General features: G+C 61.0%; 22 protein-coding genes. 10 read left to right on the top strand and 12 right to left on the bottom strand.

The features are described 5' to 3' along the window. Nucleotides 1-8: 8 nt before the first annotated feature. Complete coding sequence (locus M2366_RS17285) at nt 9-620, bottom strand: TetR/AcrR family transcriptional regulator (RefSeq protein WP_042041101.1); 612 nt, start codon at nt 618-620, stop codon at nt 9-11. A gap of 199 nt (nt 621-819) precedes the next feature. Between M2366_RS17285 and hpt the strand changes: the two genes are divergently transcribed. The 3 genes from hpt (at nt 820) to M2366_RS17270 (ending at nt 3231) form a co-directional block, all read left to right on the top strand. Continuing rightward, complete coding sequence (gene hpt / locus M2366_RS17280; RefSeq protein WP_005897830.1) at nt 820-1350, top strand: hypoxanthine phosphoribosyltransferase; 531 nt, start codon at nt 820-822, stop codon at nt 1348-1350. Between the two features lie 89 nt (nt 1351-1439). Beyond that, the gene (locus M2366_RS17275; protein ID WP_042041100.1) at nt 1440-2357 is read left to right on the top strand and encodes an ABC transporter ATP-binding protein; all 918 of its coding nucleotides are present in this window, start codon (nt 1440-1442) and stop codon (nt 2355-2357) included. A 100-nt stretch (nt 2358-2457) separates the two neighbouring features. Continuing rightward, entirely contained in the window at nt 2458-3231 is a 774-nt protein-coding gene (locus M2366_RS17270) for an ABC transporter permease (protein WP_042041099.1), read from the top strand. A gap of 57 nt (nt 3232-3288) precedes the next feature. On the opposite strand, the gene M2366_RS17265 is transcribed toward M2366_RS17270, so the two are convergent. From M2366_RS17265 to thpR, 9 genes are all read right to left on the bottom strand, one after another. Next, nucleotides 3289-3642: a putative quinol monooxygenase gene (locus M2366_RS17265; RefSeq protein ID WP_224432102.1), complete on the bottom strand. Its 354-nt coding sequence runs from the start codon at nt 3640-3642 to the stop codon at nt 3289-3291. A 13-nt stretch (nt 3643-3655) separates the two neighbouring features. Next, on the bottom strand, nt 3656-4513 hold the full coding sequence (gene panC / locus M2366_RS17260) for a pantoate--beta-alanine ligase (RefSeq protein WP_259270256.1): 858 nt from the start codon (nt 4511-4513) through the stop codon (nt 3656-3658). A 103-nt stretch (nt 4514-4616) separates the two neighbouring features. Beyond that, nucleotides 4617-5411, bottom strand: a complete 795-nt coding sequence (panB, locus tag M2366_RS17255; RefSeq protein ID WP_042041096.1) for a 3-methyl-2-oxobutanoate hydroxymethyltransferase — start codon at nt 5409-5411, stop codon at nt 4617-4619. Nucleotides 5412-5422: 11 nt separating this feature from the next. Then, a complete protein-coding gene (gene folK, locus M2366_RS17250; protein ID WP_084218162.1) occupies nt 5423-5923 on the bottom strand; it encodes a 2-amino-4-hydroxy-6-hydroxymethyldihydropteridine diphosphokinase in 501 nt (166 codons plus the stop codon). Then, nucleotides 5923-7401, bottom strand: coding sequence for a polynucleotide adenylyltransferase PcnB (gene pcnB, locus M2366_RS17245; protein WP_259270255.1), 1479 nt, complete (start codon nt 7399-7401; stop codon nt 5923-5925). Before pcnB ends, folK begins: the two co-directional genes overlap by 1 nt. Nucleotides 7402-7483: 82 nt before the next feature. Continuing rightward, the gene (gene gluQRS, locus M2366_RS17240; RefSeq protein ID WP_259270254.1) at nt 7484-8380 is read right to left on the bottom strand and encodes a tRNA glutamyl-Q(34) synthetase GluQRS; all 897 of its coding nucleotides are present in this window, start codon (nt 8378-8380) and stop codon (nt 7484-7486) included. Nucleotides 8381-8512: 132 nt separating this feature from the next. After that, nucleotides 8513-8962 (bottom strand): RNA polymerase-binding protein DksA, encoded by a 450-nt coding sequence (dksA, locus tag M2366_RS17235; protein WP_005897845.1) that lies wholly within the window; start codon nt 8960-8962, stop codon nt 8513-8515. A 101-nt stretch (nt 8963-9063) separates the two neighbouring features. Next, on the bottom strand, nt 9064-9822 hold the full coding sequence (gene sfsA / locus M2366_RS17230; RefSeq protein ID WP_042041093.1) for a DNA/RNA nuclease SfsA: 759 nt from the start codon (nt 9820-9822) through the stop codon (nt 9064-9066). Beyond that, nucleotides 9812-10345 carry an RNA 2',3'-cyclic phosphodiesterase gene (gene thpR, locus M2366_RS17225; RefSeq protein WP_042041092.1) on the bottom strand — a complete coding sequence of 178 codons (534 nt, stop codon included), beginning with the start codon at nt 10343-10345 and terminating at the stop codon, nt 9812-9814. The genes sfsA and thpR overlap by 11 nt, the downstream gene beginning before the upstream one ends. Nucleotides 10346-10433: 88 nt before the next feature. Here thpR and hrpB point away from each other — a divergent pair, with 88 nt between their 5' ends. From hrpB to M2366_RS17205, 4 genes are all read left to right on the top strand, one after another. Then, nucleotides 10434-12878 carry an ATP-dependent helicase HrpB gene (gene hrpB / locus M2366_RS17220; protein WP_259270253.1) on the top strand — a complete coding sequence of 815 codons (2445 nt, stop codon included), beginning with the start codon at nt 10434-10436 and terminating at the stop codon, nt 12876-12878. Nucleotides 12879-12997: 119 nt separating this feature from the next. Continuing rightward, a complete protein-coding gene (gene mrcB, locus M2366_RS17215) occupies nt 12998-15313 on the top strand; it encodes a penicillin-binding protein 1B (protein WP_042041089.1) in 2316 nt (771 codons plus the stop codon). Nucleotides 15314-15356: 43 nt separating this feature from the next. Beyond that, entirely contained in the window at nt 15357-15755 is a 399-nt protein-coding gene (locus M2366_RS17210; RefSeq protein WP_224432106.1) for a VOC family protein, read from the top strand. A 119-nt stretch (nt 15756-15874) separates the two neighbouring features. Next, the gene (locus M2366_RS17205; protein ID WP_310508881.1) at nt 15875-16504 is read left to right on the top strand and encodes an START domain-containing protein; all 630 of its coding nucleotides are present in this window, start codon (nt 15875-15877) and stop codon (nt 16502-16504) included. Nucleotides 16505-16721: 217 nt separating this feature from the next. Here the strand turns inward: M2366_RS17205 and M2366_RS17200 are convergent, their stop codons facing one another. Continuing rightward, on the bottom strand, nt 16722-17537 hold the full coding sequence (locus M2366_RS17200) for a hypothetical protein (RefSeq protein WP_224432108.1): 816 nt from the start codon (nt 17535-17537) through the stop codon (nt 16722-16724). A 257-nt stretch (nt 17538-17794) separates the two neighbouring features. Next, on the bottom strand, nt 17795-19084 hold the full coding sequence (gene hemL / locus M2366_RS17195; RefSeq protein WP_259270251.1) for a glutamate-1-semialdehyde 2,1-aminomutase: 1290 nt from the start codon (nt 19082-19084) through the stop codon (nt 17795-17797). Between the two features lie 209 nt (nt 19085-19293). On the opposite strand from hemL, the gene clcA reads away from it, so the two are divergent. From clcA to erpA, 3 genes are all read left to right on the top strand, one after another. Continuing rightward, complete coding sequence (clcA, locus tag M2366_RS17190; RefSeq protein ID WP_042041085.1) at nt 19294-20688, top strand: H(+)/Cl(-) exchange transporter ClcA; 1395 nt, start codon at nt 19294-19296, stop codon at nt 20686-20688. A 52-nt stretch (nt 20689-20740) separates the two neighbouring features. Then, a complete protein-coding gene (locus M2366_RS17185; protein ID WP_259270250.1) occupies nt 20741-21442 on the top strand; it encodes a DUF6776 family protein in 702 nt (233 codons plus the stop codon). A gap of 76 nt (nt 21443-21518) precedes the next feature. Beyond that, nucleotides 21519-21869 carry an iron-sulfur cluster insertion protein ErpA gene (gene erpA, locus M2366_RS17180; protein WP_042041083.1) on the top strand — a complete coding sequence of 117 codons (351 nt, stop codon included), beginning with the start codon at nt 21519-21521 and terminating at the stop codon, nt 21867-21869. Nucleotides 21870-22303 lie beyond the last annotated feature (434 nt).

The following is a 22303-nucleotide window of genomic DNA, read 5'->3' as shown; positions in this document are numbered from 1 at the left end:
AGTCGTGCTCAGGGCTGAAGGGGCGCCGTCACGTACTTGAACAGAAACTCAGTCACCTCGTCGCGCACCGGGCGTTGGGGTGAGTTGATCATCTGCATCATGACGTAACCAAAACCGGTCAGGGAGCGGGCCAGATCCTGGGCGCTCAGCACGCTCTGGATTTCCCCTTTGTCCATGGCGGTCTGCAGCACAGGGGTGATGCGTTCCAGTGCCTTGTCGAGCAGCAGGGCATAACGGGGCCAGACTTCTTCCCGTACCGAGGAGCTCCACTCCAGCCAGATGTTGGCGTGATCCGGCCTGTCATAGGCCGCATCCACGAACAGCTGCACATGACTGTGAATGCAGTCACGCACCGGGCGATTGCCCGCATAGGCCTGTTCCAGCATCTGGTGCACGAACTGCTCTATCTCGGTGAGCACCTCATCCACGAGTTCTTCACGGGTGTTGAAATAGTTGAAAACGGTGGCAACTGACACCTTGGCTTGTTCTGCTATCTCGGCATGACCCGCACGGCCAATGCCGCGACGGGAGAATACCTCAATGGCACATTCCATGAGTTGAGTACGACGGGCCTCCGGTGAAAGCCGGGTTCTCCGTCTGATTTCTGCGCGTGGTTCCATGATTTTTTCATCTAATAGTTATTGATTATGGTGTTTATAGTATGGTCACCGATAATGCCCGAGGGCCTGCTAACTCTAACAATTAAAATAAGCCGATAAAAGCATCACGTATGCCTGACGCCTCCCGCCCTGGGTGGTAGAATCAAGGGTTTTGTAATCAATGAATGGTCAGCCATGGCTGACCACTATGGAGTATGTGATGAAACACAACGTCGAGGTGATGATTTCCGAGGCCGAAGTGGCCGCCCGGATTGCCAAGCTGGGTGAAGAGATCACCGCCCGTTATCAAGGTTCGGATGAGGTGGTCATGATTGGCCTGCTGCGTGGTTCCTGCGTCTTCTTGGCGGATCTCTGCCGTCAGTGCGAACTGCCCATCACCCTGGATTTCATGACCGCATCCAGCTACGGCTCCGGCATGCACAGCACCCGTGACGTGCGTATCCTCAAAGACCTGGATGATGACATCAAGGGCAAGGACATCGTCATCGTCGAAGACATCATCGATACCGGCTACACCCTGAACAAGGTGCGCGAAATTCTCTCCCTGCGCGAGCCCAAGTCCCTGGCCATCTGCACCCTGCTGGACAAACCGTCCCGCCGTGAGGTGCACGTACCGGTAGACTGGATCGGCTTCTCTATTCCTGACGAATTCGTGGTAGGCTGCGGCATCGATTACGCCCAGAAGTATCGTAACTTGCCTTTCATCGGCAAGGTGGTACCGCAGGAGTGATGTAGCCACATTGCTCATGCCAGCAGGCGGCCTCGGCCGCCTTTTCTGTCTCATAGATTCGAGGTGGCGATGGGCCATCAGGGGTTGTCATGAACGCACTGGAAATCAGCGGACTGAAAAAGACCTATCAGGGGGGCGTCGAAGCCCTTAAAGGCATCGATCTGACCGTCAAACAGGGGGACTTCTTCGCACTGCTCGGCCCGAACGGGGCGGGCAAGTCCACCACCATCGGCGTGATCAGCTCCCTGGTCAACAAGAGCGCCGGCAAGGTGAAGGTATTTGGCCATGACATAGACAGCAGTCTGGAGATGGCCAAGGCCCAGCTCGGCCTGGTGCCCCAGGAGTTCAACTTCAGCCAGTTCGAGAAGGTGAGCCAGATTGTCACCCATCAGGCCGGTTTCTACGGGGTGCCGCGAGCCGAAGCCAAGGTGCGCGCCGAGAAATACCTGCGCCAGCTCGACTTGTGGGACAAGCGTGACATGGCCGCCCGTACCCTCTCCGGCGGCATGAAGCGCCGGTTGATGATAGCCCGCGCCCTGATGCATGAACCCAAGCTGCTGATCCTGGATGAGCCGACCGCCGGGGTGGATATCGAGATCCGCCGCTCCATGTGGCAGTTCCTCAAGCAGCTCAACGAGCAGGGCGTCACCATCATTCTCACGACTCACTATCTGGAAGAGGCCGAGATGCTGTGCCGCAATATCGGCATCATCGACAAGGGCCGCCTCATCGAAAATACCAGCATGAAAAACCTGCTCGGCAAGCTGGGACGGGAGACCTTCCTGCTGGATCTGGTGCCAGGCAGCCAGGTACCGGACTTACCCGAGTTCAATGGTCGCATGCAGGATGAGCATACCCTGGAGGTGGAGCTGGAGAAGAGCCAGTCCCTCAACAGTCTGTTCAGTCAGCTCTCCGCCCAAGGAGTAGAGGTGCTGAGCATGCGCAACAAGGCAAACCGGCTGGAAGAGCTGTTCGTCAATTTGGTAGAAGAGGGCCGCAAAGCATGAGTTTCAAGAACGATTGCATTCTCTTGGTTGCAGAGGGTTATAAGAGCATGACTTTCAAGAACAATCATATCGCCTTGATCGTAGAAGAGGGTCGTAGAGCATGAATCCCATGACCTATTACATCGCCTTCAAGAGCATCCTGGCCAAGGAAGTGAGCCGTTTTACCCGGATCTGGATCCAGACCCTGGTGCCGCCAGCCATCACCATGAGCCTCTATTTTGTCATCTTTGGCAATCTGATCGGCTCGCGGATCGGCGACATGGGGGGCTTCAGCTACATGGAGTTCATCGTGCCCGGCCTCATCATGATGTCGGTCATCACCAACTCCTACTCCAACGTGGCCTCCTCTTTCTACAGCGCCAAGTTCCAGCGCAACGTGGAAGAGTTGCTGGTGGCGCCGGTGCCGAACTACATCATCATCGCCGGCTATGTGGGCGGCGGTGTGGCCCGCGGTCTCTGTGTCGGTCTCATCGTCACCCTGGTCTCCCTGTTCTTCGTGCCGCTGCAGGTCCACCACCTGTTCAGCGTCTGCTTCACCGTGCTGCTGACCTCGATCCTGTTCTCCCTGGGGGGGCTGATCAACGCCGTGTTCGCGAAGTCGTTCGATGACATCAGCATCATCCCGACCTTCATCCTGACGCCGCTCACCTATCTGGGGGGCGTTTTCTACTCCATCAGCCTGCTGCCGCCCTTCTGGCAGGGGGTTTCCCAGGTGAATCCGATCATCTACATGGTGAACGCCTTCCGCTACGGCTTCCTCGGCATCTCCGACGTGCCGCTCGGCACCGCCTATCTCATCATTATCGCCTTCATCGTCGCCCTCTACGGGCTGGCCTGGTGGCTCATCTCCCGCGGTACGGGTCTGCGTCACTGAGGCGCGGTTCCTGGCAACAAAAAGGCGCCCTCGGGCGCCTTTTTCATGTGCGAGCGATCAGCCTAGGAGGGCTGGGGCGTCATAGTCCGCCGGCTCGTCACTGTAGATGCAGACATTCCACTTGGCCGCCAGGCCATCCTCGGCGAGGCAGTAGCGCTCGAAGAAGGCCTTGATCTCGGCGCGCTGGCAGTGGGCCACGAAGCTGGCGTTGTCGCGCCAGATCTCGTTGAAGGCGATGGGAAAGCTCTCCCCCTCGGCGAAGGGGCTGGCCAGCTGGCGGGTGACAATGTATTGCAGGCAGCCATCTTCGCGCAGGGTATTGGGTTCGAGCCCCTGCAACACCGCAAACAGCGCCTGCTCCTGGCCGGGCTTGGGCAGGAACTGGGCGATGCAATAGACCTTCTTGGACATGGGGTTCTCCTGATCAGGGGTGAGTGAGGGGGACGACGCAGTTGTCGATGAGGCGAGCCTTGCCCAGATACGCAGCCATCAGGATCACCAGCTGCTGGCTGGTATCGGTCGCAGGCTCGAGGGTATCGGCATCGACGATGTCGATGGCATCGGTACGAAAACCGGCTGCGTCGAGACGGACACTGGCGGTGGCGATGAGGGCGGCCAGATCCCGGTTTCCCTGGGCAATCTGCTCGGCTATCCAGTGCATGGTGCATGCAAGCTCGGGGGCCAGGGCGCGCTGCTCGGCATTGAGATAGCCGTTGCGCGATGAGAGAGCCAGGCCATCCTCGGCCCGAACCGTCGGTACCCCGATTATCTCGATGGGCATGGCCATGTCGCTCACCATCTTGCGAATGAGCGCCAGTTGCTGGTAATCCTTCTGGCCGAAGCAGGCCACGTCCGGCTGAACCAGATTGAACAGCTTGGTCACCACAGTGCTGACCCCGCGAAAATGACCCGGGCGCAGCGCCCCTTCCAGCAGGGAAGAGATGCCGGGCACCTCGACGAAGGTCTGGCTGGCGAGCCCCTGGGGGTACATGATCTCCGGCGTCGGCGTGAACACCATGTCCACACCGGCAGTTTCCAGCGCGGCGCAGTCCTGCTCCAGGGTGCGGGGATAGTTGGCAAGATCCTCGGCCTTGTCGAACTGCATGGGGTTGACGAAGATGCTGACCACGACTTTCTCGCCATGGCTGCGGGCCTTATCGACCAGGGTGAGATGACCCTGGTGCAGGTTGCCCATGGTGGGGACGAATGCAATGGCCAACCCTTCGCGGCGCCACTGGCTTAACTGGTCACGGAGAATGGCGGGATTGTTAACAACCAACATCGACGGTTTACCCTCAGATGAATCAAAGAGATAGATGCTAAATCAGCTTGGCATGGATGCGGAAACGGAGGCCTGGGCCCCCGTTGTCATCATGCGACCCGGATCAGTTGAAGCAGTGTTCGGGACCGGGGAAGCTGCCGTCGCTGACCTGCTGGATATAGAGGCGCACGGCGGCGTGCAAATCGCCGGTCTCGGCCAGGAAGTTCTTGGTGAACTTGGGCACATAGCCGGAGGTGATGCCAAAGGCATCGTGCATCACCAGGATCTGGCCATCGGTCGAGGGGCCAGCCCCTATGCCGATCACCGGGATGCGCAGCGCCTTGGTGATGCGCTCTGCCAGGGCGACAGGTACGCACTCCAGTACCAGCAACTGGATGCCCGCCGCTTGCAGTTCGAGTGCCTGGCGATAGATCTCCTGGGCATGGAACTCATCGCGTCCCTGCACCTTGAAGCCACCAAACACATGCACCGACTGGGGGGTGAGGCCGAGGTGTCCGCACACAGGCACGCCATTGCGGGTCAGGTGGCGGATGCTGTCACACAACCAGTCGCCCCCTTCCATTTTGACCATGCGTGCACCGGCGGCCATCAGTCGGGCGGCGTTGGCATAGGTCTGTTCCGGGGTGGCATAACTCATGAATGGCATGTCGGCCACCACCAGCGCCTTCTCGGTGCCGCGGGCGACACTGCGGGTGTGATAGACCATGTCATCCATGGTCACGCCCAGGGTGTCAGTGCCCCCTTGCAGTACCATGCCAAGGGAGTCACCGATGAGCAGCACATGGGCGCCCTCGTCGTCGAACAACTTGGCGAAACTGGCATCATAGGCGGTGATGGCGGTAAATTTCTGGCCGTCCTGCTTCATCTTCAGCAGGCTGGCGGTGGTGATATTGCTCACTTGGATGGCTCCTACAGGCTCGCAGCCGACGCTATGATGGCGAGATCATTGCGGGGGCAGCGGGCAACCAGATCGTTGAGCGGGGTGCCGCAAGGCAGCACCAGAGCGGGCGCAATCTCGAACAGGGGCAGCAGTACGAACTCCCGCTCCTTCATGCCGTAGTGGGGGACGGTCAGGCGCTCGCTCTGCAGGCACTCTGCCCCATAGAGCAGCAGATCCAGATCCAGACTTCTGGGCCCCCATCTCTCGTCTTTGCGCACACGTCCTTGTTCCAACTCGATTCTTTGCAACTGATCCAGCAAGGCCAGGGGCGCGAGCCGGGTCGTCAGTCTGACCACGGCATTGACGTAGTCAGGCTGATCCGCAGGGCCCATGGGGCGGCTGCTGTAAAAAGAGGAGGCTTGTTGCAGCGCAGATCCAGGCAAGGCCGCCAGCGCCACCACGGCGCGGCGAGCCTGGCCTAGCGGGTCGGCCAGATTGGATCCGATGGCAACGAAGACCTCCTGGGTCATCATTCGGCCGCTTTGGGCTTGCGACGACGGGGGCGACGACGGTTGCGGCTGTTGCTGCTGCGTTTCTCGCCTTCACCCTGGGGTTTGTCCGCTTGCGGCCTGTCACCGCCACGGGTCGCTTCCCGTTGCAGCTGCGGGCGCACATCCGGATTGGACTCCACATAGCGCTCCCACCAGCCGGCGAGCTCGCCCAGGCCACGCTCAACCCGGTTGCGCAGCAACAGGAAGTCGAAGGCGGCGCGGAACTTGGGATGCTCCATGGCACGCTCGGGGTGGCGGCCCTGACGGCGGGTCAGGCGCTGCTGCAGGGCCCAGATGTCGCGCACATCCGTGGTGAAGCGACGGGGCACGGCAATGATGCGCACCTGGGCGTCGAGCACCTCGTTGATGGCCAGCATGAAGGCATCATGCCAGGGCAGGCCGCTCTCGTTTTCCAGCACGCGGGCACGGGCCTCGACACTGCCCCACAGCAGGGCGGCGTACAGGAAGGCGGGAGTGACCCGCTTCTCTTCGCGCACCCGGGTGTCGGTGTCAGTCAGGGCATGCTCGATGAACTGCTCGAACGGCGAGTTGCCGTGCGGGGTGAACAGGGTGGCGACCTGGGGGAACAGCTGCTGGAACAGGCCATATTCACGGAGCAGCTTGTAGGTCGCCAGGCCGTCGCCTGCCAGGAACAGCTTGAGGGTCTCCTCAAACAGCCGGGCGGCCGGGATATCTTGCAGCAGCGATGCCAGCTCCTTGATGGGGGCGGCACTGCGCGGACTGATGTGCATATCCAGCTTGGCGGCGAAACGCACGGCGCGCAGCATGCGCACCGGGTCTTCCCGGTAGCGGGTCTCGGGGTCGCCGATCAGCTCCAGCTTGCGCTCGGCGAGATCATCGATGCCGCCCTCGAAGTCGTGCAGGGTGAAATCCTTGGCACTGTAATAGAGGGCGTTGACGGTGAAGTCGCGACGCTCGGCATCCTCTTCGATGGTGCCGTAGACGTTGTCGCGCAGCAGCATGCCTTCATCGCTCTGGGCGGAGACATGGCGGCTGTTGTTGACCTGATGGTGATGGCCACGGAAGGTGGCGACCTCAATCACGTCGCGCCCGAAGACGATGTGGGCCAGACGGAAGCGGCGGCCGATCAGGCGGCAGTTGCTAAACAGCGCCTTGATCTGTTCCGGGGTCGCGTTGGTGGCGATGTCGAAATCCTTTGGCGTCTTCCCGAGCAGAATATCCCGGACACCCCCGCCGACCAGGTAGGCGTCATAGCCGCCCTTGTTCAGGCGATAGAGAACCTTGAGGGCATTCTCACTGATCTCTTTGCGCGAGATGGGGTGCTGGTCACGGCTCAGCGTGCGTCTTGGTCCGGCACTCCGCTGGGTGGCAGTGTGGACAGGCTCTTGAGTCGTCATCGACTCGTCGCCTTCTTCCTTGCCGAGCACCTTGCGGCAAAAGTTTGCGATCTGGGAAAAAATGGTACACCTCTTCATGACTTCAAATTGACGGGAGGCCAAAAAATAGCGGCCTATCATAGCTCAGCCTTGACCAAATGAAAAACCATGTGGTCGGGGGCTAGCAGCCCGGTGCCGGTTGCGGCTGTTTGGGCACCCTGTCCAGCCGCCAGTGAGCGATGGCCCACTGGATTATCTCAGTGATGGAACAGGCTGCCAGCTCATCTGGTGGCCCTTGGCCGAGAAAGTGCAACGCCTGCAGCAGAGTGGGGCGTACCTCGGTCAGGCTCAGGGCTGGCGCATGGTTCTGCTTGGAGAGCTTGTTGCCATCGGCCAACACCGCCAGGGGCAGATGAACCCAGGCGGGAGGCTCACTGCCCAGCGCTCTGTGGAGCGCCACCTGGCGCACCGTTGGCTCGAGCAAGTCGGCCCCACGCACTATCTCGGTAATACCCGCATCCATGTCATCGACCACCACCGCCAGATTGTAGGCATAGAGACCATCGCGGCGGTGGATGATGAAATCCTCCTCTGCCAGGGCCGGGGTCACTGTGATGGCGCCGAGCAGGCCATCCTCAAAGCCGTATACCGGATGACGCTGGCGGAGCCGGGCGGCGCAGCCCGCAGGGGTCAGCCCCAATGTGCGGCAGTGGCCATTGTAGAGGCCGCCGCACGCTGCTATCTCGCGTCGGGTGCAGCGGCACCAGTAGAGATCTCCCGCCTGGTAGAGCGCGGCGATGACCTCATCATAGCGAGCATGACGGCGACTCTGATATACCACTTCCCCATCCCAGTGCAGGCCATAGGCCTCCAGGGCGTGCAGGATCAGGCTCGTTGCCCCGGCCATCTCCCGCGGTGGATCGATGTCTTCGATGCGCAGCAGCCAGCGTCCCCCCCGGGAACGAGCCTGCAGCACGCTGCCCAGGGCCGCAATCAGGGAGCCAAAGTGCAGCGGACCGGACGGGGAGGGGGCAAAGCGTCCCACATAAGGGGAGGGCGTTGGGCTTCTCAGGGGCATGACGGCAGAGACAAGATGAACATGGAAGCGCCATTCTCGCCCTGGGCCCGCCAAAGCTCAATAAAAAAGGGAGCTGAGTGCTCCCTTTTCTACCAATTCGGGGGAATGGCCCCGAGTGGTTCAAATGGCGGATTAACCGGCCATCTGTTTCTCTTTGATCTCGGCCAGCGTCTTGCAGTCCACACAGAGATCGGCGGTGGGACGTGCTTCGAGGCGGCGGATGCCGATCTCGATGCCGCAATGTTCGCAATAACCGAAGTCATCGTCGTCCAGCAGCAGCAAGGTCTTCTCGATCTTCTTGATCAGCTTGCGCTCACGGTCGCGAGTACGCAGTTCGAGGGCAAATTCCTCTTCCTGTGCTGCGCGGTCCACGGGATCCGGGAAGTTGGCTGCCTCGTCCTTCATGTGATCAACTGTGCGGTCGACTTCCTGCATCAATTGATTGCGCCAGGCTCCCAGGATTTTGCGGAAATGAGCCTTTTGTTGGTCATTCATGTACTCCTCACCGGGTTTTTCCTGGTAAGGCGCAACTCCCGCAACGGCCAGGGGGCCCAGAGATTTCCTGATTTCGCCTGTTGGCATGCCCTGTCTCCTATTTAGCACCTAATGGTGCCATCCATAAATTGAGGGCGACATCTATAGCAGAAGGGTAACGGCTAGGCAAACAAGCAGTGCCAAATATGTTATCCAATCCCACTTTTATCAGCCGCAGTCGGGTCGCATGAGCAGGATTCAAACGGGATGAATCCTTGTGGCTCCATGCGCTGCACCCCAAGATGGGGGCGATAGCATAATATTTCAACCCCTGCCAGCTGTGCCTGTTCAATAAGCTGACTATAGTGCGGATCTATGTGGGCTGCTGCTGCAACGCTGGCAATACCGGAGTGCAACACCATAAATAGCAGCACTGCCCTGTGTCCTGCCGCCCTCATGGCGATTAATTCACGCAAATGCTTGGCGCCGCGCGCCGTGACCGCATCGGGAAAATACCCCATGCCAGCACCCGCTCGCTCATCGAGCAGGGTGACCGATTTTACCTCGACGTAACAATCTGCCTTGGCGGCATCTTGCAGCAAGAAATCGATCCGGCTGTTCTCTTCGCCATATTTCACCTCGGGTCTGAGGGTGTCATAGCCCGAGAGGGGAGAAATGGCGCCCCCTTCGATCAGCTCCCGGGCTATCTGATTAGCCCGTGCCGTGTTGACGCAGATGAAGTGGCCCGCCGGACTCTGGGCGATTTCCCAGCTGTGGGGGAGCTTGCGTTTGGGGTTGTCCGAGGTGGAGTACCAGACCCGGGTGCCGGGATCGGCGCAGCCGGTCATGGCGCCGGTATTGGCGCAGTGGATGGTGAGTTCGCTGCCATCATCGAGCTGGATGTCGGTGAGAAAGCGCTTGTAGCGGCGCAGCAGCAGGCCCGATTGCAGGGGCGGGTTAAATTCCATCAGTGGTTTTCACTCTCGGTGTCAGGGGCCAGCAGGCCAGGGGTTGGTAGCTAACCCCTTGCTCAGTGCTGACCGATTGATAGAGGCAGAACCTTGTGGCCTGCAAGAGGAAGGCGGGGGCCGGGGTGGCGGCAGGTGCCTCGCTCGCCTTGCGCGACAGCGTGATATGGGGGGTATACCCCTGTTCACCATTACCCAGGCCGATGCGTTCACCATGGCGACGCAGCGCCCGTGCCAGCACGGTCAGTTCGTTGGGCCAGGCGTCAGGGCCGACCCAGGCGGCCTTGGCGCGCCCGAACCAGCCGGTACGATCCAGGGTGATGCTCAGGGGCGGGCAGTGTTGACGTTCGGCCATGGCCAGCAAGTGGGCGCATTGCTGCTCATCGGCCTCGCCGAGGAAGGCCAGGGTCAGGTGCAGATTGGCCTGTGGCACGGCCTGGCCGGGCCAGGGACGCCCGTCACGCCAGGTGATGAGCCGGGGTGCCAGTTCATCCAGGGGCAGGGCAAAGAAGAGTCGGGACATGCATTTGGGTTTCACGCTGATGCCAGGGCCCCATTCTATGGCAGAATAGGCGGCGTTTTTAAGCCAGTTACAGAAGGTTTTCGTCGCTTTGTCTCAACTCCCCATCGTTTCAGTGTTGCCCGCGCTCTTTGCCGCCCTTGGCGAGCACAACAGCGTGATACTGCAGGCCCCTCCCGGTGCGGGCAAGTCGACCCTGTTGCCCCTGGAGCTGGTGCGCCAGGATCGGCTGCCCGGGCGCATCATCATGCTCGAACCCAGGCGCCTGGCTGCGCGCAACATCGCCAGTTTCCTCGCCGCCCAGCTCGGCGAGCAGGTCGGTGAGCGTATCGGCCTGCGGGTGCGGGGAGAGAGCCGGGTCAGCAAGCAGACCCGGTTGGAGATAGTGACCGAGGGGGTATTGACGCGCATGTTGCAGCAGGATCCCGAGCTGACGGGGATCTCGCTGGTCATCTTCGATGAGTTCCACGAGCGCAGTCTGCATGCCGACACCGCCCTGGCGTTTGCCATCGAGAGTCAGCAAGGGCTCAGGGAGGATCTCAAGCTGCTGGTGATGTCGGCCACCCTGGATGGGTTGGCACTGGAGACCCTGCTGCCGGATGCCCCTGTCATTCGCTCTGAGGGACGGGGTTTTCCCATCGAGTATCACTACCGACCCATCAGCCGTCAGCAGTGGCTGGAACCCCAGGTTGGCACCGTGGTGCTGGAAGCCCTGGCGACCCATCCGGGCAGCGCCCTGGTGTTCCTGCCGGGACAGGGGGAGATAGAGCGACTGGCGCTCTGGCTCGCCGAGAGGGTGCCAGATGGTGTGCGTCTTGCCCCCCTCTATGGCCGGCTCGATATGGCGGCGCAGCAGGCGGCGATTGTCCCGGCCCCGGCTGGTCAGCGCAAGCTGGTGCTCACCACCAATGTGGCCGAGACCTCCCTGACCATAGAGGGTATCCAGATGGTCATCGACAGCGGACTGGAGCGGCGCGCCTCCTTCGACCTGAGAAGTGGCGTCACCCGCCTCGAGACTCGCCAGATAGCCAAGGCATCGGCCACCCAGCGGGCGGGCCGGGCCGGCCGGCTCGGTCCCGGGATCTGCTACCGACTGTGGAGCAGCGAAGGGCAGGAGCGTCTCCCCGAGCAGAGCCCCCCGGACATCTTGACCCAGGAGCTGACCGGTTTGCTGCTGGATGCGGCCCAGTGGGGAGCCAGGGTCGAAGCCCTGCCGCTGCTGGATGTGCCGCCGCCTTCGGCACTGGCGGCAGCCCAGCGGTTGCTGGAGACCCTGGGCGCACTCAAACCGGGTGAGCAACAGCTCACCCCGGCAGGGCGCGCCATGGCCGCCCTGGGCTGCCATCCTCGTCTGGCTCGGATGCTGCTCGCCGCCAAGGCATTGGCGGCGGATGGTCTGTCAGGGATTGTCGCCGATGCGGTATATCTGGTAGCGCTGCTGGAGGAAGATCTGCGAGGATCCGAACGCCTGTCCGTACTGTTCGCGCGCCGCCAGGGGGGGCTGAGATCCCAGGCCGAGCGCTGGTTCAAGCGACTGGAGCTGAGGTCCGCCAGCGCCCAGGGCCAATGGCTGGGTCTGCTCTGCGCCCTGGCCTGGCCGGATCGCATCGGTAAATTGCGATCCGGCAGTCGCTATCAATTAAGTGGTGGCCTGAGCTGCGATCTGGTCGAGGGACACTCCTGCCAGGGGCAAGCGGCGCTCGTTGCCGTCGAGCTGGGTCAGAACGAGCGGGGCAGTCGTATTTTCATTGCCGAGCCGGTCAATCTGGATGAGCTGGCGCGCCAACTGCCCGAGCTGGTCTCGACCCGGGACTGGTTCGACTGGGATGAGCGTGAGGAGCGGGTGCGAGCCGAGCGGCAACAGGTGATCGGCGAGCTGGTACTCGGCCAGCGACCGCTGACCGAGCTGTCCGATGAGCAGAAGGGGCGCTGCCTGCTGCAGGGGATCCGGCGCAAGGGGCTGCATGTATTGCCCTGGAATGAGGCGAGTGAAGGCCTGCTGGCCCGGCTGCGCTGCGCCGCCGACTGGTTGCCCGAAGCGGGTTGGCCCGCGATGGACGAGGCCAGTTTGCTGGCCGGGCTGGAGCTGTGGTTGCTGCCAGCCCTCAATGGTATGACGCGGCTTGAGCAACTCAAGAAATTGGATTTGAACGATATTTTACGTCAGGCTCTGCCCTGGCCCCTGCCCAAGCGATTGGATGATGCGCTACCCAGCCACTTCACCGCCCCGACCGGCAGCCGGGTGCGCATTCGCTATGAGCCGGGTCAGGCGCCCGTCATACCGGTGCGGATCCAGGAGATGTTTGGCCAGGCCAGCACGCCCCGGGTCGCCGAGGGGCGGGTAGCCCTGGTGGTGGAACTGCTCTCCCCGGCGCGTCGCCCACTGCAGATCACCGCCGATCTGGCGGCGTTCTGGGTGGGTTCCTATGGGGAGGTGAAGAAAGAGATGAAGGGCCGTTACCCGCGCCATTACTGGCCGGATAACCCGCTGGAGGCGATGCCGACCAGCGTCACCAAGAAGCGAATGCAGCAGTAGCCCCTCCGATGAGAGAGGAGGCTGGTAACACAATCTCAACGCGGCCCGCCCAGCGGGCCTGTGACAGACAGGCGCCATACCCCGGATGTGAGGGCTGGTGATAAGAAGAATGAGGATTCATGGCAACCCAAAAACGCAAGCGTAGCCCGAAGAAGGCCGCGCCCAAAAGCACCCTGTGGCGCACCCTGTTCTGGCTGGGAGTCAAACTCTCGCTGGTGGCCGCCGCCTTCCTGGTGGTGTTTGGCATCTATCTGGACACCAAGGTGCGCGATCGCTTCGATGGCGAGAAGTGGCAACTGCCGGTCATGGTCTATAGCCGTCCCCTGGAGCTCTACCCGGGGCAGCGACTCTCCCGTGATCAGATGATGCGCGAGCTCAAGATGCTGAGTTACAAGCCGGTGCGCCAACCTCACTCCCCTGGTGAATATCGGGTGGATGGCAGCAGCATAGAGCTGGTGCGTCGTCCGTTTGACTTCTATGACGGTGCCGACAAGGCCCGGGCCATGCGGCTCACCTTCAACGGACCGCGCCTGGACAAGATCCAGTCCATGGAGAATCAGCGTCAGCTAGGTTATGCCCAGATGGACCCCGTATTGCTGGACAGACTCAATCCCGAGGGGCGCGAGGATCGCCTGCTGGTGCGGATTGCCGAGGTGCCGGACAGCCTGCTGGTGACGCTGCTGACCACAGAGGATCGCGACTTCTATCAGCATGGCGGCGTCAGCCCGGTGGCCATCATGCGCGCCATGGCGGCGAACGTGCTGGCCGGGCGCACTGTGCAGGGGGGCAGTACCCTCACCCAGCAGCTCGCCAAGAACTTCTTCCTGACCCGGGAGCGCAGCCTGTGGCGTAAGTTGCAAGAGGCTTACATGGCGGTGCTCATCGACTATCGCTACAGCAAGGATGAGATCCTGGAGGCCTATCTCAACGAGGTCTATCTCGGTCAGAACTTCTCGCAAGGGGTCTATGGCTTCGGGCTCGCCTCCTATTTCTACTTTGGCGTGCCGGTCAACGAGCTGGAGATAGATCAGGTTGCCCTGCTGGTCGGTCTGGTGAAAGGGCCCTCCTATTATGATCCCTGGCGTTACCCGGAGCGGGCCAAGACGCGCCGGGATCTGGTGCTCAAACTGCTCAGCGAGCACGGTAGCCTGACCCAGGCGGAATTCGAGCTGGCCAGCAAGCAGCCGCTCGGCATCATCACCCGGGGCAAGATGAGTTATGGCCGTACCCCGGCCTTCATGAATCTGCTCAAGCGCGAGGTGCAGACCCGCTTTGGTGCCGACTTGCTCAGCCAGTCCGGTCTCAAGATCTTCACCAGCCTGGATCCTATCGCCCAGCACGCCGCCGAGCAGTCGGTGGAGTCGGGTCTGACCCAGATAGAGAAGCAGCGTGGCAAGAAGCGGCTGGAGGCCGCCATGGTGGTTTCCGACTGGCACAAGGGCGAAGTGGTTGCCCTGGTGGGTGGGCGGGATCCCCGTTTTGCCGGCTTCAACCGGGCGATCGATGCCCGTCGCCAGATAGGATCCCTGGTCAAGCCTGCGGTCTACCTCACCGGTCTCTCCAATGGCCTGACCCTGGGGACGCCGCTCAAGGATCAGCCGATCCGCATTCGTGGCCAGGATGGCCAACTGTGGACGCCGCAAAACTATGACCGCAAATTCCGCCAGAGCGTGCCGCTGATGGAGGCGCTGGCCCACTCCCTCAACGTCCCGACCGTCAATCTGGGGCTGCAGGTGGGGCTGGACAAGGTGGTCGACACCTTGCACAAGCTTGGCGTCGAGCAGGAGATCCAGCCCTATCCCTCCCTGGTGCTGGGGGCGGTGGCACTCTCCCCTCTGGAGGTGAACCAGATGTATCTGCCGATCGCCAACCAGGGCATGACCCAGCCGTTATCGGCTATCCGGGCCGTGGTCGGGGGCGATGGCAAACTGATCTATCAGCATGGCCAGAGCGCCAAACGGGTTGCGGATCAGGATGCCAGCTGGCTGACGCTGTTCGCCATGACCAAGACGGTCAGCGAGGGCACGGCGCGCTCCCTGAGTGCGCGTTTCCCGGGTATCGTCATGGCGGGCAAGACGGGGACCACCAACGAGCTGCGTGACTCCTGGTTTGCCGGCATGGACAACAGTGAACTGGTCAGCATCTGGGTTGGTCGCGATGACAACACCTCGGCTGGCCTGACCGGTTCGAGCGGCGCACTCCAGTTGTTCAGCGGTTATCTGAACCAGCGTGGTGTCAACAGCCTGACCCTCAATATGCCCAAAGGGGTGAGCTGGGCCAGCTTCGCACGTACCAGCGGCACCCGGGTATCTGCCAACTGTCCCGGCAGCTTGCAAGTGCCAGCTAAAACGGCTGGCCTGCCTCCCCCCGCCAGCTGTGGCGGCGGCAACCCGGCCAATGCCCTGGATCAGTGGTTCAGCGGTTTCTTCAACTAACCTGTGATGGGCTGCAATGGCAGCCCATTTTTTCGGAGTGCTCATGACATCTGCCCTGCTTGGCGGTATCCATCATCTGGCCATCATCGCCAGTGACTATCAGGTTTCCCGGCGTTTCTATCATGAGATCCTGGGGCTGCCCATCATCGCGGAGACCCTGCGGGAGGCGCGCCAATCCTGGAAGCTGGATCTGGCATTGCCGGACGGCAGCCAGATTGAGCTGTTCAGTTTCCCGGCGCCGCCAGCCAGACCGAACCGCCCCGAGGCATGCGGCCTGCGCCACCTGGCGTTCAGGGTGGCGGCGCTCGATCCTGTCATCGCCCATCTGGAGCAGCACGGGGTGGCCGTGGAGCCGGTGCGGGTGGACGAGCTGACCGGCAGTCGCTTCACCTTCTTCGCAGACCCCGATGGCCTGCCCCTCGAACTGGTTGAACCGCGCTGACAATGCAATGAGCCTTGAGCCAATGCTTGGGGCGAATGGGCGAGGGACCCCCACACTGGAGTAACAACAGTGCCGTAGCTCGGGAGGAGCGGATGATGAGATGGACATCAAGAGATGGAGTGGGTGCCTTGTTGCTGCTTCTGCTGAGCGGCGCTGCCTGCGCCGAGCCTGACTGGGCGCTACAGCGGGAGCAGGGGGGCGTCACGCTCTGGAGCCGCCCCAATCCACCGGGCCCCTTCCTGGCATTCAAGCTGGACATGCAGGTTCAAGCCAGACCCGTGGCGTTGCTGGCGGTGCTCCGTGACACGGCGCGTCACACACTCTGGTTGCCGGGCAGTCGCGAGGTGCGGCTGCTTGCTCACCCCAGTCCGGACGAGGATCTGGTCTACACCCGATTGGCGGCGCCCTGGCCTGCCGAGGACAGAGAGCTCATCACCCGTTCCCGACTGAGCTGGTTGTCCGGGTGCGGCTTCACCCTGCGGGTATGGGCCGAACCCGATGCTCTGCCGCCGAACAAGGGGCTGATGCGGATCCGCGCCAGCCATGGGGTGTGGCGGGCCGAATCGCTCAAGCAGGGAGAGAGTCGAATTAGTCTCGAAACTTACACCCATCCCGGTGGCAATTTGCCGGGCTGGGTGGTCAACCGGGTTGCCGCCCAGGCCGCCTTTGACAGTTTCACGGCGATCAAGGGGTTGATGGAGGCAGGTCGTTCGCCTGTGCCCACTGACATTGGGCCCTGCTCGAACTGATGGGGATCACGTCCAGATGAGTCAGAGATTGAAAAGCGAGTCGGCATAGACCGACTCGCTTTGGGTTTAGCGCTCATCGGTGACATTGGTCGTCGCGAAATGACCAGGGCTAAGCCGATGAGACGAGGGACGGGCCCCCGACAACAAGTAATAGCAGAGCCGTTCGGATTCTTCTCTGCATTATGTTCCCCAAGGAAAGGGGAATGGCCTCTCTCTGCTAGGGGTCGTGGCGGCGCGCCTCATGGCGTTGGACAAAGCGCCTGCCGTCAGAGGTTTCATGGGGGGGAGAGGGACGCTGGCTGGCCTGAACCAGGGCCGCTTCGGCGCGAGCACCGAGAAAGACATACAAGCCAAGGCCCACCAGTAGCCCCACCGCGCAGACCATCACGCCCACCGCAGGCCAGAGCAGTTCGGTCTGGCCGAGGGAGCCCTTGAACAGCAGCAATAGCCCCTCGATGGAGACGGCAATCAAGATGGCGGCAATGAAGCGGGTGATGGTGCGGCGAATGGCGCTGTGGCGAAAGATGTCTTTATGGAGCAGCACCTCCTCCTCCAAGATGGTTTTACCCAGATCGAATACCGCCAATGCCAGGGTCAGGAAGATGATGGCACTGAAGGCCCCAAGCCGGTTGCTGCTCTCGCCGCAGGCGAGCAGGTAGAGCTCATGCAATCCATGCCAGATCAGGCTGGCGACGATGAGAAACAGCGCCAGGCTCAGCAATACATAGACTCCCTTGAACCATGGCGTGAGTTTGCGGCGCTGTTTGTCCCCCATCAACCAGGCGATCAGCTCCTGCAAGCTAAGGGTGATGAGGATGCCTTCCCCCTGTACGTGCAGGTGCAACTCCCCCTGTGCGGTGGGGTAGGGAGGGAAAATGGCAATGGGGCCGCTCTGCGGCCGGGTGCTCAGCACGAAGGGGTAGCGTGCCAGCGCCTTGTCCGAATGCTGGATCAAGCCCAGCAACAGCAGGCGCAGCTCGGGCTCGTACTCCTGATAGCGGCGGATGAGATCGATAGGGCTCATGTTAGCCATGGGGACCTCCAGGGTGATGCCGAATGGATGGCGCATATTGCCAGCTAGTCTTGCAAGTTATGGGCCCAGACTGACGGGTAGAAATGACCCCCTGGTGGCAGTTTGATGATGAAATCGTGAGGCAACTTGGGGCAAGGGGCGGCTTTGGCACCAGATTGGTGCAAAGAGGGCAGGCGCAGGGCCGGGGATGTGCTGCTTGGGTCTTGGGCCATCAAAGAGAAAGGGGCCCAAGGGCCCCTTGCATCATGTGGCCGGATTTATGCCTGCGCCAGCTTGGCGAAGCTGCGATCCGCCGCCGCCAACGTGTGTGCTATCTCCTGCTCACCGTGCGCCATGGAGAGGAAGCCAGCCTCATAGGCGCTGGGCGCCAGATAGACGCCCTCATCCAGCATGAGGTGATAGAAGCGCTTGAAGCGTGCCATGTCGCAGCGGGTCACCTGTTCAAAACGGCTGATCTCGGTCTCTTCGGTGAAGAAGAAACCGAACATGCCGCCGACATAGGTGATGGCGAGGGGGATACCGTGTTTGGCCGCTGCGGCTTTGAGGCCCTCGGCGACGGCGGCTGTCTTCTCTGCCAGCTGCTGATGCAGGCCAGGGGCTTGCAGCAGATCCAGCATGGCGAGACCGGCGGCCATGGCAACCGGGTTGCCAGACAGGGTGCCAGCCTGGTAGACAGGGCCGGTCGGTGCTATGTGCTGCATCACCTTCTTCTTGCCACCGAAGGCGCCCACCGGCATACCCGCGCCGATGATCTTGCCAAGGGTGGTCAGGTCCGGATCTATGCCGTAGTGGGCCTGGGCACCGCCGAGGGCGACACGGAACCCTGTCATCACCTCATCGAGGATCAGCAAGGCGCCAAACTCGTCACAGATGGCGCGCAGCCCCTGCAGGAAACCGGGCAGGGGCGGAATGCAGTTCATGTTGCCCGCCACTGGCTCCACGATGATGCAGGCAATCTCGCTGCCGTACTGGTTGAAGGCTTCGCGAACCGAGTCCAGATCGTTGAACACGCAGGTGAGGGTGTGCTTGGCGAAATCGACAGGGACGCCCGGACTGTTGGGTTGGCCCAGGGTGAGGGCGCCAGAACCGGCCTTGACCAGCAGAGAGTCGGCGTGCCCGTGGTAGCACCCTTCGAACTTCACAATCTTGTCGCGGCCGGTATAGCCACGGGCCAGACGGATGGCGCTCATGGTCGCTTCTGTGCCGGAGTTGACCATGCGCACCTGCTCCATGGAGGGCACCAGCTCGCGTACCTTCTGGGCCATCAGCACTTCAATCTCGGTGGGCGCGCCGTAGCTGAGCCCCTTCTCGACGGCCTTGATGACCGCAGCCTTGATGGCCGGATGATTGTGGCCGAGCAGCATGGGGCCCCAGGAACCTATGTAGTCGACATAGGATTGACCATCCACGTCATAGAGATAGGCACCGTCGGCGCGTTCGATAAAACGGGGGGTGCCGCCTACGCCGTTGAAGGCGCGTACCGGTGAATTGACGCCGCCCGGGATGGTTTGGCAGGCCTGTTCAAACAGCTGATCTGATTTTGACATGGATCATCCTTAATGGGATTTTGACCGTCACTGAGGGGGGAGAGGCGGATCCAGACTCGGCAGTCTGCCCCTGGCAAGGTATGCTCATGACTCTCGTACCCGGCGCACTTGGCGGCCCAGTGACATTTAAACGGGCCGACTATAGCAGAAAGCCCCATTGGTGGGCAGCAGCCCCGGGTTTCATCTAACGGCTGACGATGGTTTCTCTCATGGCACAAGACACTCATTCTGCGGCGGGTTCGGCAGGGGCATCCTCCCATAGCTGGATGGTGCGACGACTCATTCAACAAGACAAGATGCCGCTCTGGGTACTCTTGCTGGCGGCCGTGGTCGGCATATTGGCCGGATTGGTGTGTGGCCTGTTCGAAAGCGGAGTGAATTGGGTGGTCATGCAGCGCGGCACCTTTCTGGCCGATCGCCCCTGGTGGCAACTGTTGTTCATGGGGTTTGGCATCAGCGCCCTGCTTGGCATGGTGGGTTACTTCCTGACCCATGCCTTCGCCCCCGAAGCGGGCGGATCCGGCATTCCCGAGATAGAGGGAGCCATGGACGATCTGCGCCCCGTGCGCTGGTGGCGAGTGCTGCCGGTCAAGTTCTTCGGCGGCATCTGTACCCTGAGTTCCGGCATGGTGCTTGGCCGCGAAGGTCCCTCGGTGCAGATCGGGGGCAACCTCGGCAAGATGGTGGCCGACATCTTCCGCCTCCCCAAGGAGCATGGTCACGCCTTGCTGGCCGCAGGTGCCGCAGGTGGACTGGCGGCCGCCTTCAATGCGCCGCTGGCCGGCATACTCTTCGTGATGGAAGAGATGCGCCCCCAGTTTCGTTACTCCTTTCTTGCCATCAAGGCGGTCAGCATCTCGGCCGTGATGGCGACCCTGACCCTGCAGAACATGAAGGGGCAGCACCCTGTCATCGCCCTGCCGCACTATGATGCGCCGGATCTGAAGGCACTCTGGTTGTTTCTCTTCATGGGGGCGGCGTTTGGGGTGCTGGGTTTCGTGTTCAACAAGCTGGTACTGGCCTGCCAGGATGGCTATCTGGCCCTGCATCAAAACAAGCGCCATCGTTTCGTGGCGATCGGCATGCTGGTAGCGGGTACCTTCGGGGTACTGGCGATTTTCGTGCCATCGGTCACGGGGGGCGGCACAGAGCTTATCCCTCATCTGCTGTCAGGGGACTATGCCATGGCCACCCTGTTTCTCATCTTCTCGGTGCGATTGGTGACAACCCTGATCTGCTTCTGCTCAGGGGCTCCTGGGGGGGTGTTTGCACCGACCCTGGCTCTGGGGACTCTCTTTGGTCTGGTATTTGGCTATATCTTCCACGCCGCCTTCCCCGAGCTAGGCATAGAACCAGGGGCCTTCGCCATCGCTGGCATGGGGGCACTATTCGCCGCGACGGTGCGAGCCCCCGTGACGGGGATAGTGTTGGTTACCGAGATGACCGACAACTATCAGCTCATCCTGCCGATGATGATCACCACCATAGGGGCGACGATAGTGGCTCAGTGGTTGGGCGGCCGCCCCATCTATTCACAAATTCTGGAGCGGACCTTGCGTCTGGCGGCACGACAACGCCGTGGTGAAAACAGTGCGGCGGCCTGAATATCTCTATATATAGTCAGAACATGAATCAACTGGGCGAGGTGGTGCGCGCATGAAACAGAAATGGATACTGCTCGCAGTCTTGGCTCTGGGAGCGCTGGCGGGATACGTTGTTGGCAATCGTCAGGAGCTGGCTCAGGGCAGCTTGCTCGAGGTACAGCAACAGACCCTGGCACGTCAGGCCGAGGCCATTGGCAAACTCGAATCTGAACTTGGGGTCAAGCAGACCCAGATTGCCACTCAGCAAGCGGCTTTTGAACAGTTGCAGCAACAGCTCAAGTCCCAGGAGGCACAATCTCAGGAGTTGAAACGCCAGCTCGCCTTCTTTGAGCGGATCATGCGCCCTGAAGGGGAGCAGAGTGGTGTGGTCATCGACAATCTTACGGTACAGGAGAGCAGCGTTCCAAACCGTTATCACTATCGACTGGCGCTGACTCAGCCAGCCAAACAGCGCGAGTTGTTTCGCGGCCAGGTACAGATCCGGGTTGAAGGAAGCCAGAATGACAAACCGAAGATCCTGAGCGGACGGGATCTGCAGATGAAGGCCGGCGCGGGCCGCTACTCCTTACGCTACTTCCAGCTTCTGGAGGGCGATTGGCAACTGCCGGATGGGTTTGTGCCCGACCGGATCCGGGTCACCATCTCCAAGGAGGGGCGTCAGCCTGCACAGGAGCTGCTGGTTGAATGGAACGAGGTCCTGAAACCCATGTTGGCGCCTCCGACTGAGCTGGCGCCGTCCGCCACATCCGGGTAGCCTAGCTTGGTGAATACTTGAACTAAATGGTCGGGTATTAGATAATTTCGCAGTTCCAATGGTTGTGAGGTCAGTGATGAGTGCAGTAGCAGAGGCCCAGTTGCCAATCCAGATGACGGATGCGGCAGCAAACAAGGTGAAGACCCTGATCACCGAAGAAGAGAATCCCGAGCTCAAGCTGCGGGTGTATATCACGGGCGGTGGCTGCTCCGGTTTCCAGTATGGGTTTACCTTCGATGAGAAGATCAATGATGGCGATACCGTGGTTGAGAAGAGCGGTGTCACTATGGTGATCGATCCCATGAGCCTGCAATACCTGGTCGGCGGCAGCGTCGATTACAGCGAAGGTCTGGAAGGTTCTCGCTTCCTGGTGACCAACCCTAACGCCACCACCACTTGTGGTTGCGGCTCCAGTTTCTCTATATAAGCATTAAGCATGATGATAAGGGCCCTCAAGGGCCCTTTTCTATTGCGGCTCTTCAATAGAGGGGAAAACTTAAGGAGGAGTAAGAAGGAGTAGCGCTGTAGCGCTCTCTCGACAATGATGGTCACAGCCCCAACAATGGTACTCCATCGACACCTTGTGGCGTAAATGCAGACACTGATAGGTGATGATTTAAACGATTTTAGGCTTTATCAAAAAAACATGTAAATTATGCTTGTCATCACAGATTGGCCCCCTATAATGCGACCCCATCAGCACGGCGCAGTGCGCGGCTGGTTCGGCTTGCAAAGCAATCCGGTGAGGGTTATAGTTTCAGACCCTGCTCTTTAACAATTTGAATCAAGCAATCTGTGTGGGCACTCACAGCATCGAGCATCAAAATTAATTTTTGATTTTCAATGTCTGGTGAAGTGACC

The sequence above is a fragment of the Aeromonas sp. BIGb0405 genome (genome assembly GCF_024807335.1).
GTDB lineage: Bacteria > Pseudomonadota > Gammaproteobacteria > Enterobacterales > Aeromonadaceae > Aeromonas > Aeromonas rivuli.
The sequence above is the reverse complement of the archived record's forward strand: the minus strand, read 5'-3'. Positions and strand labels throughout refer to the sequence as shown.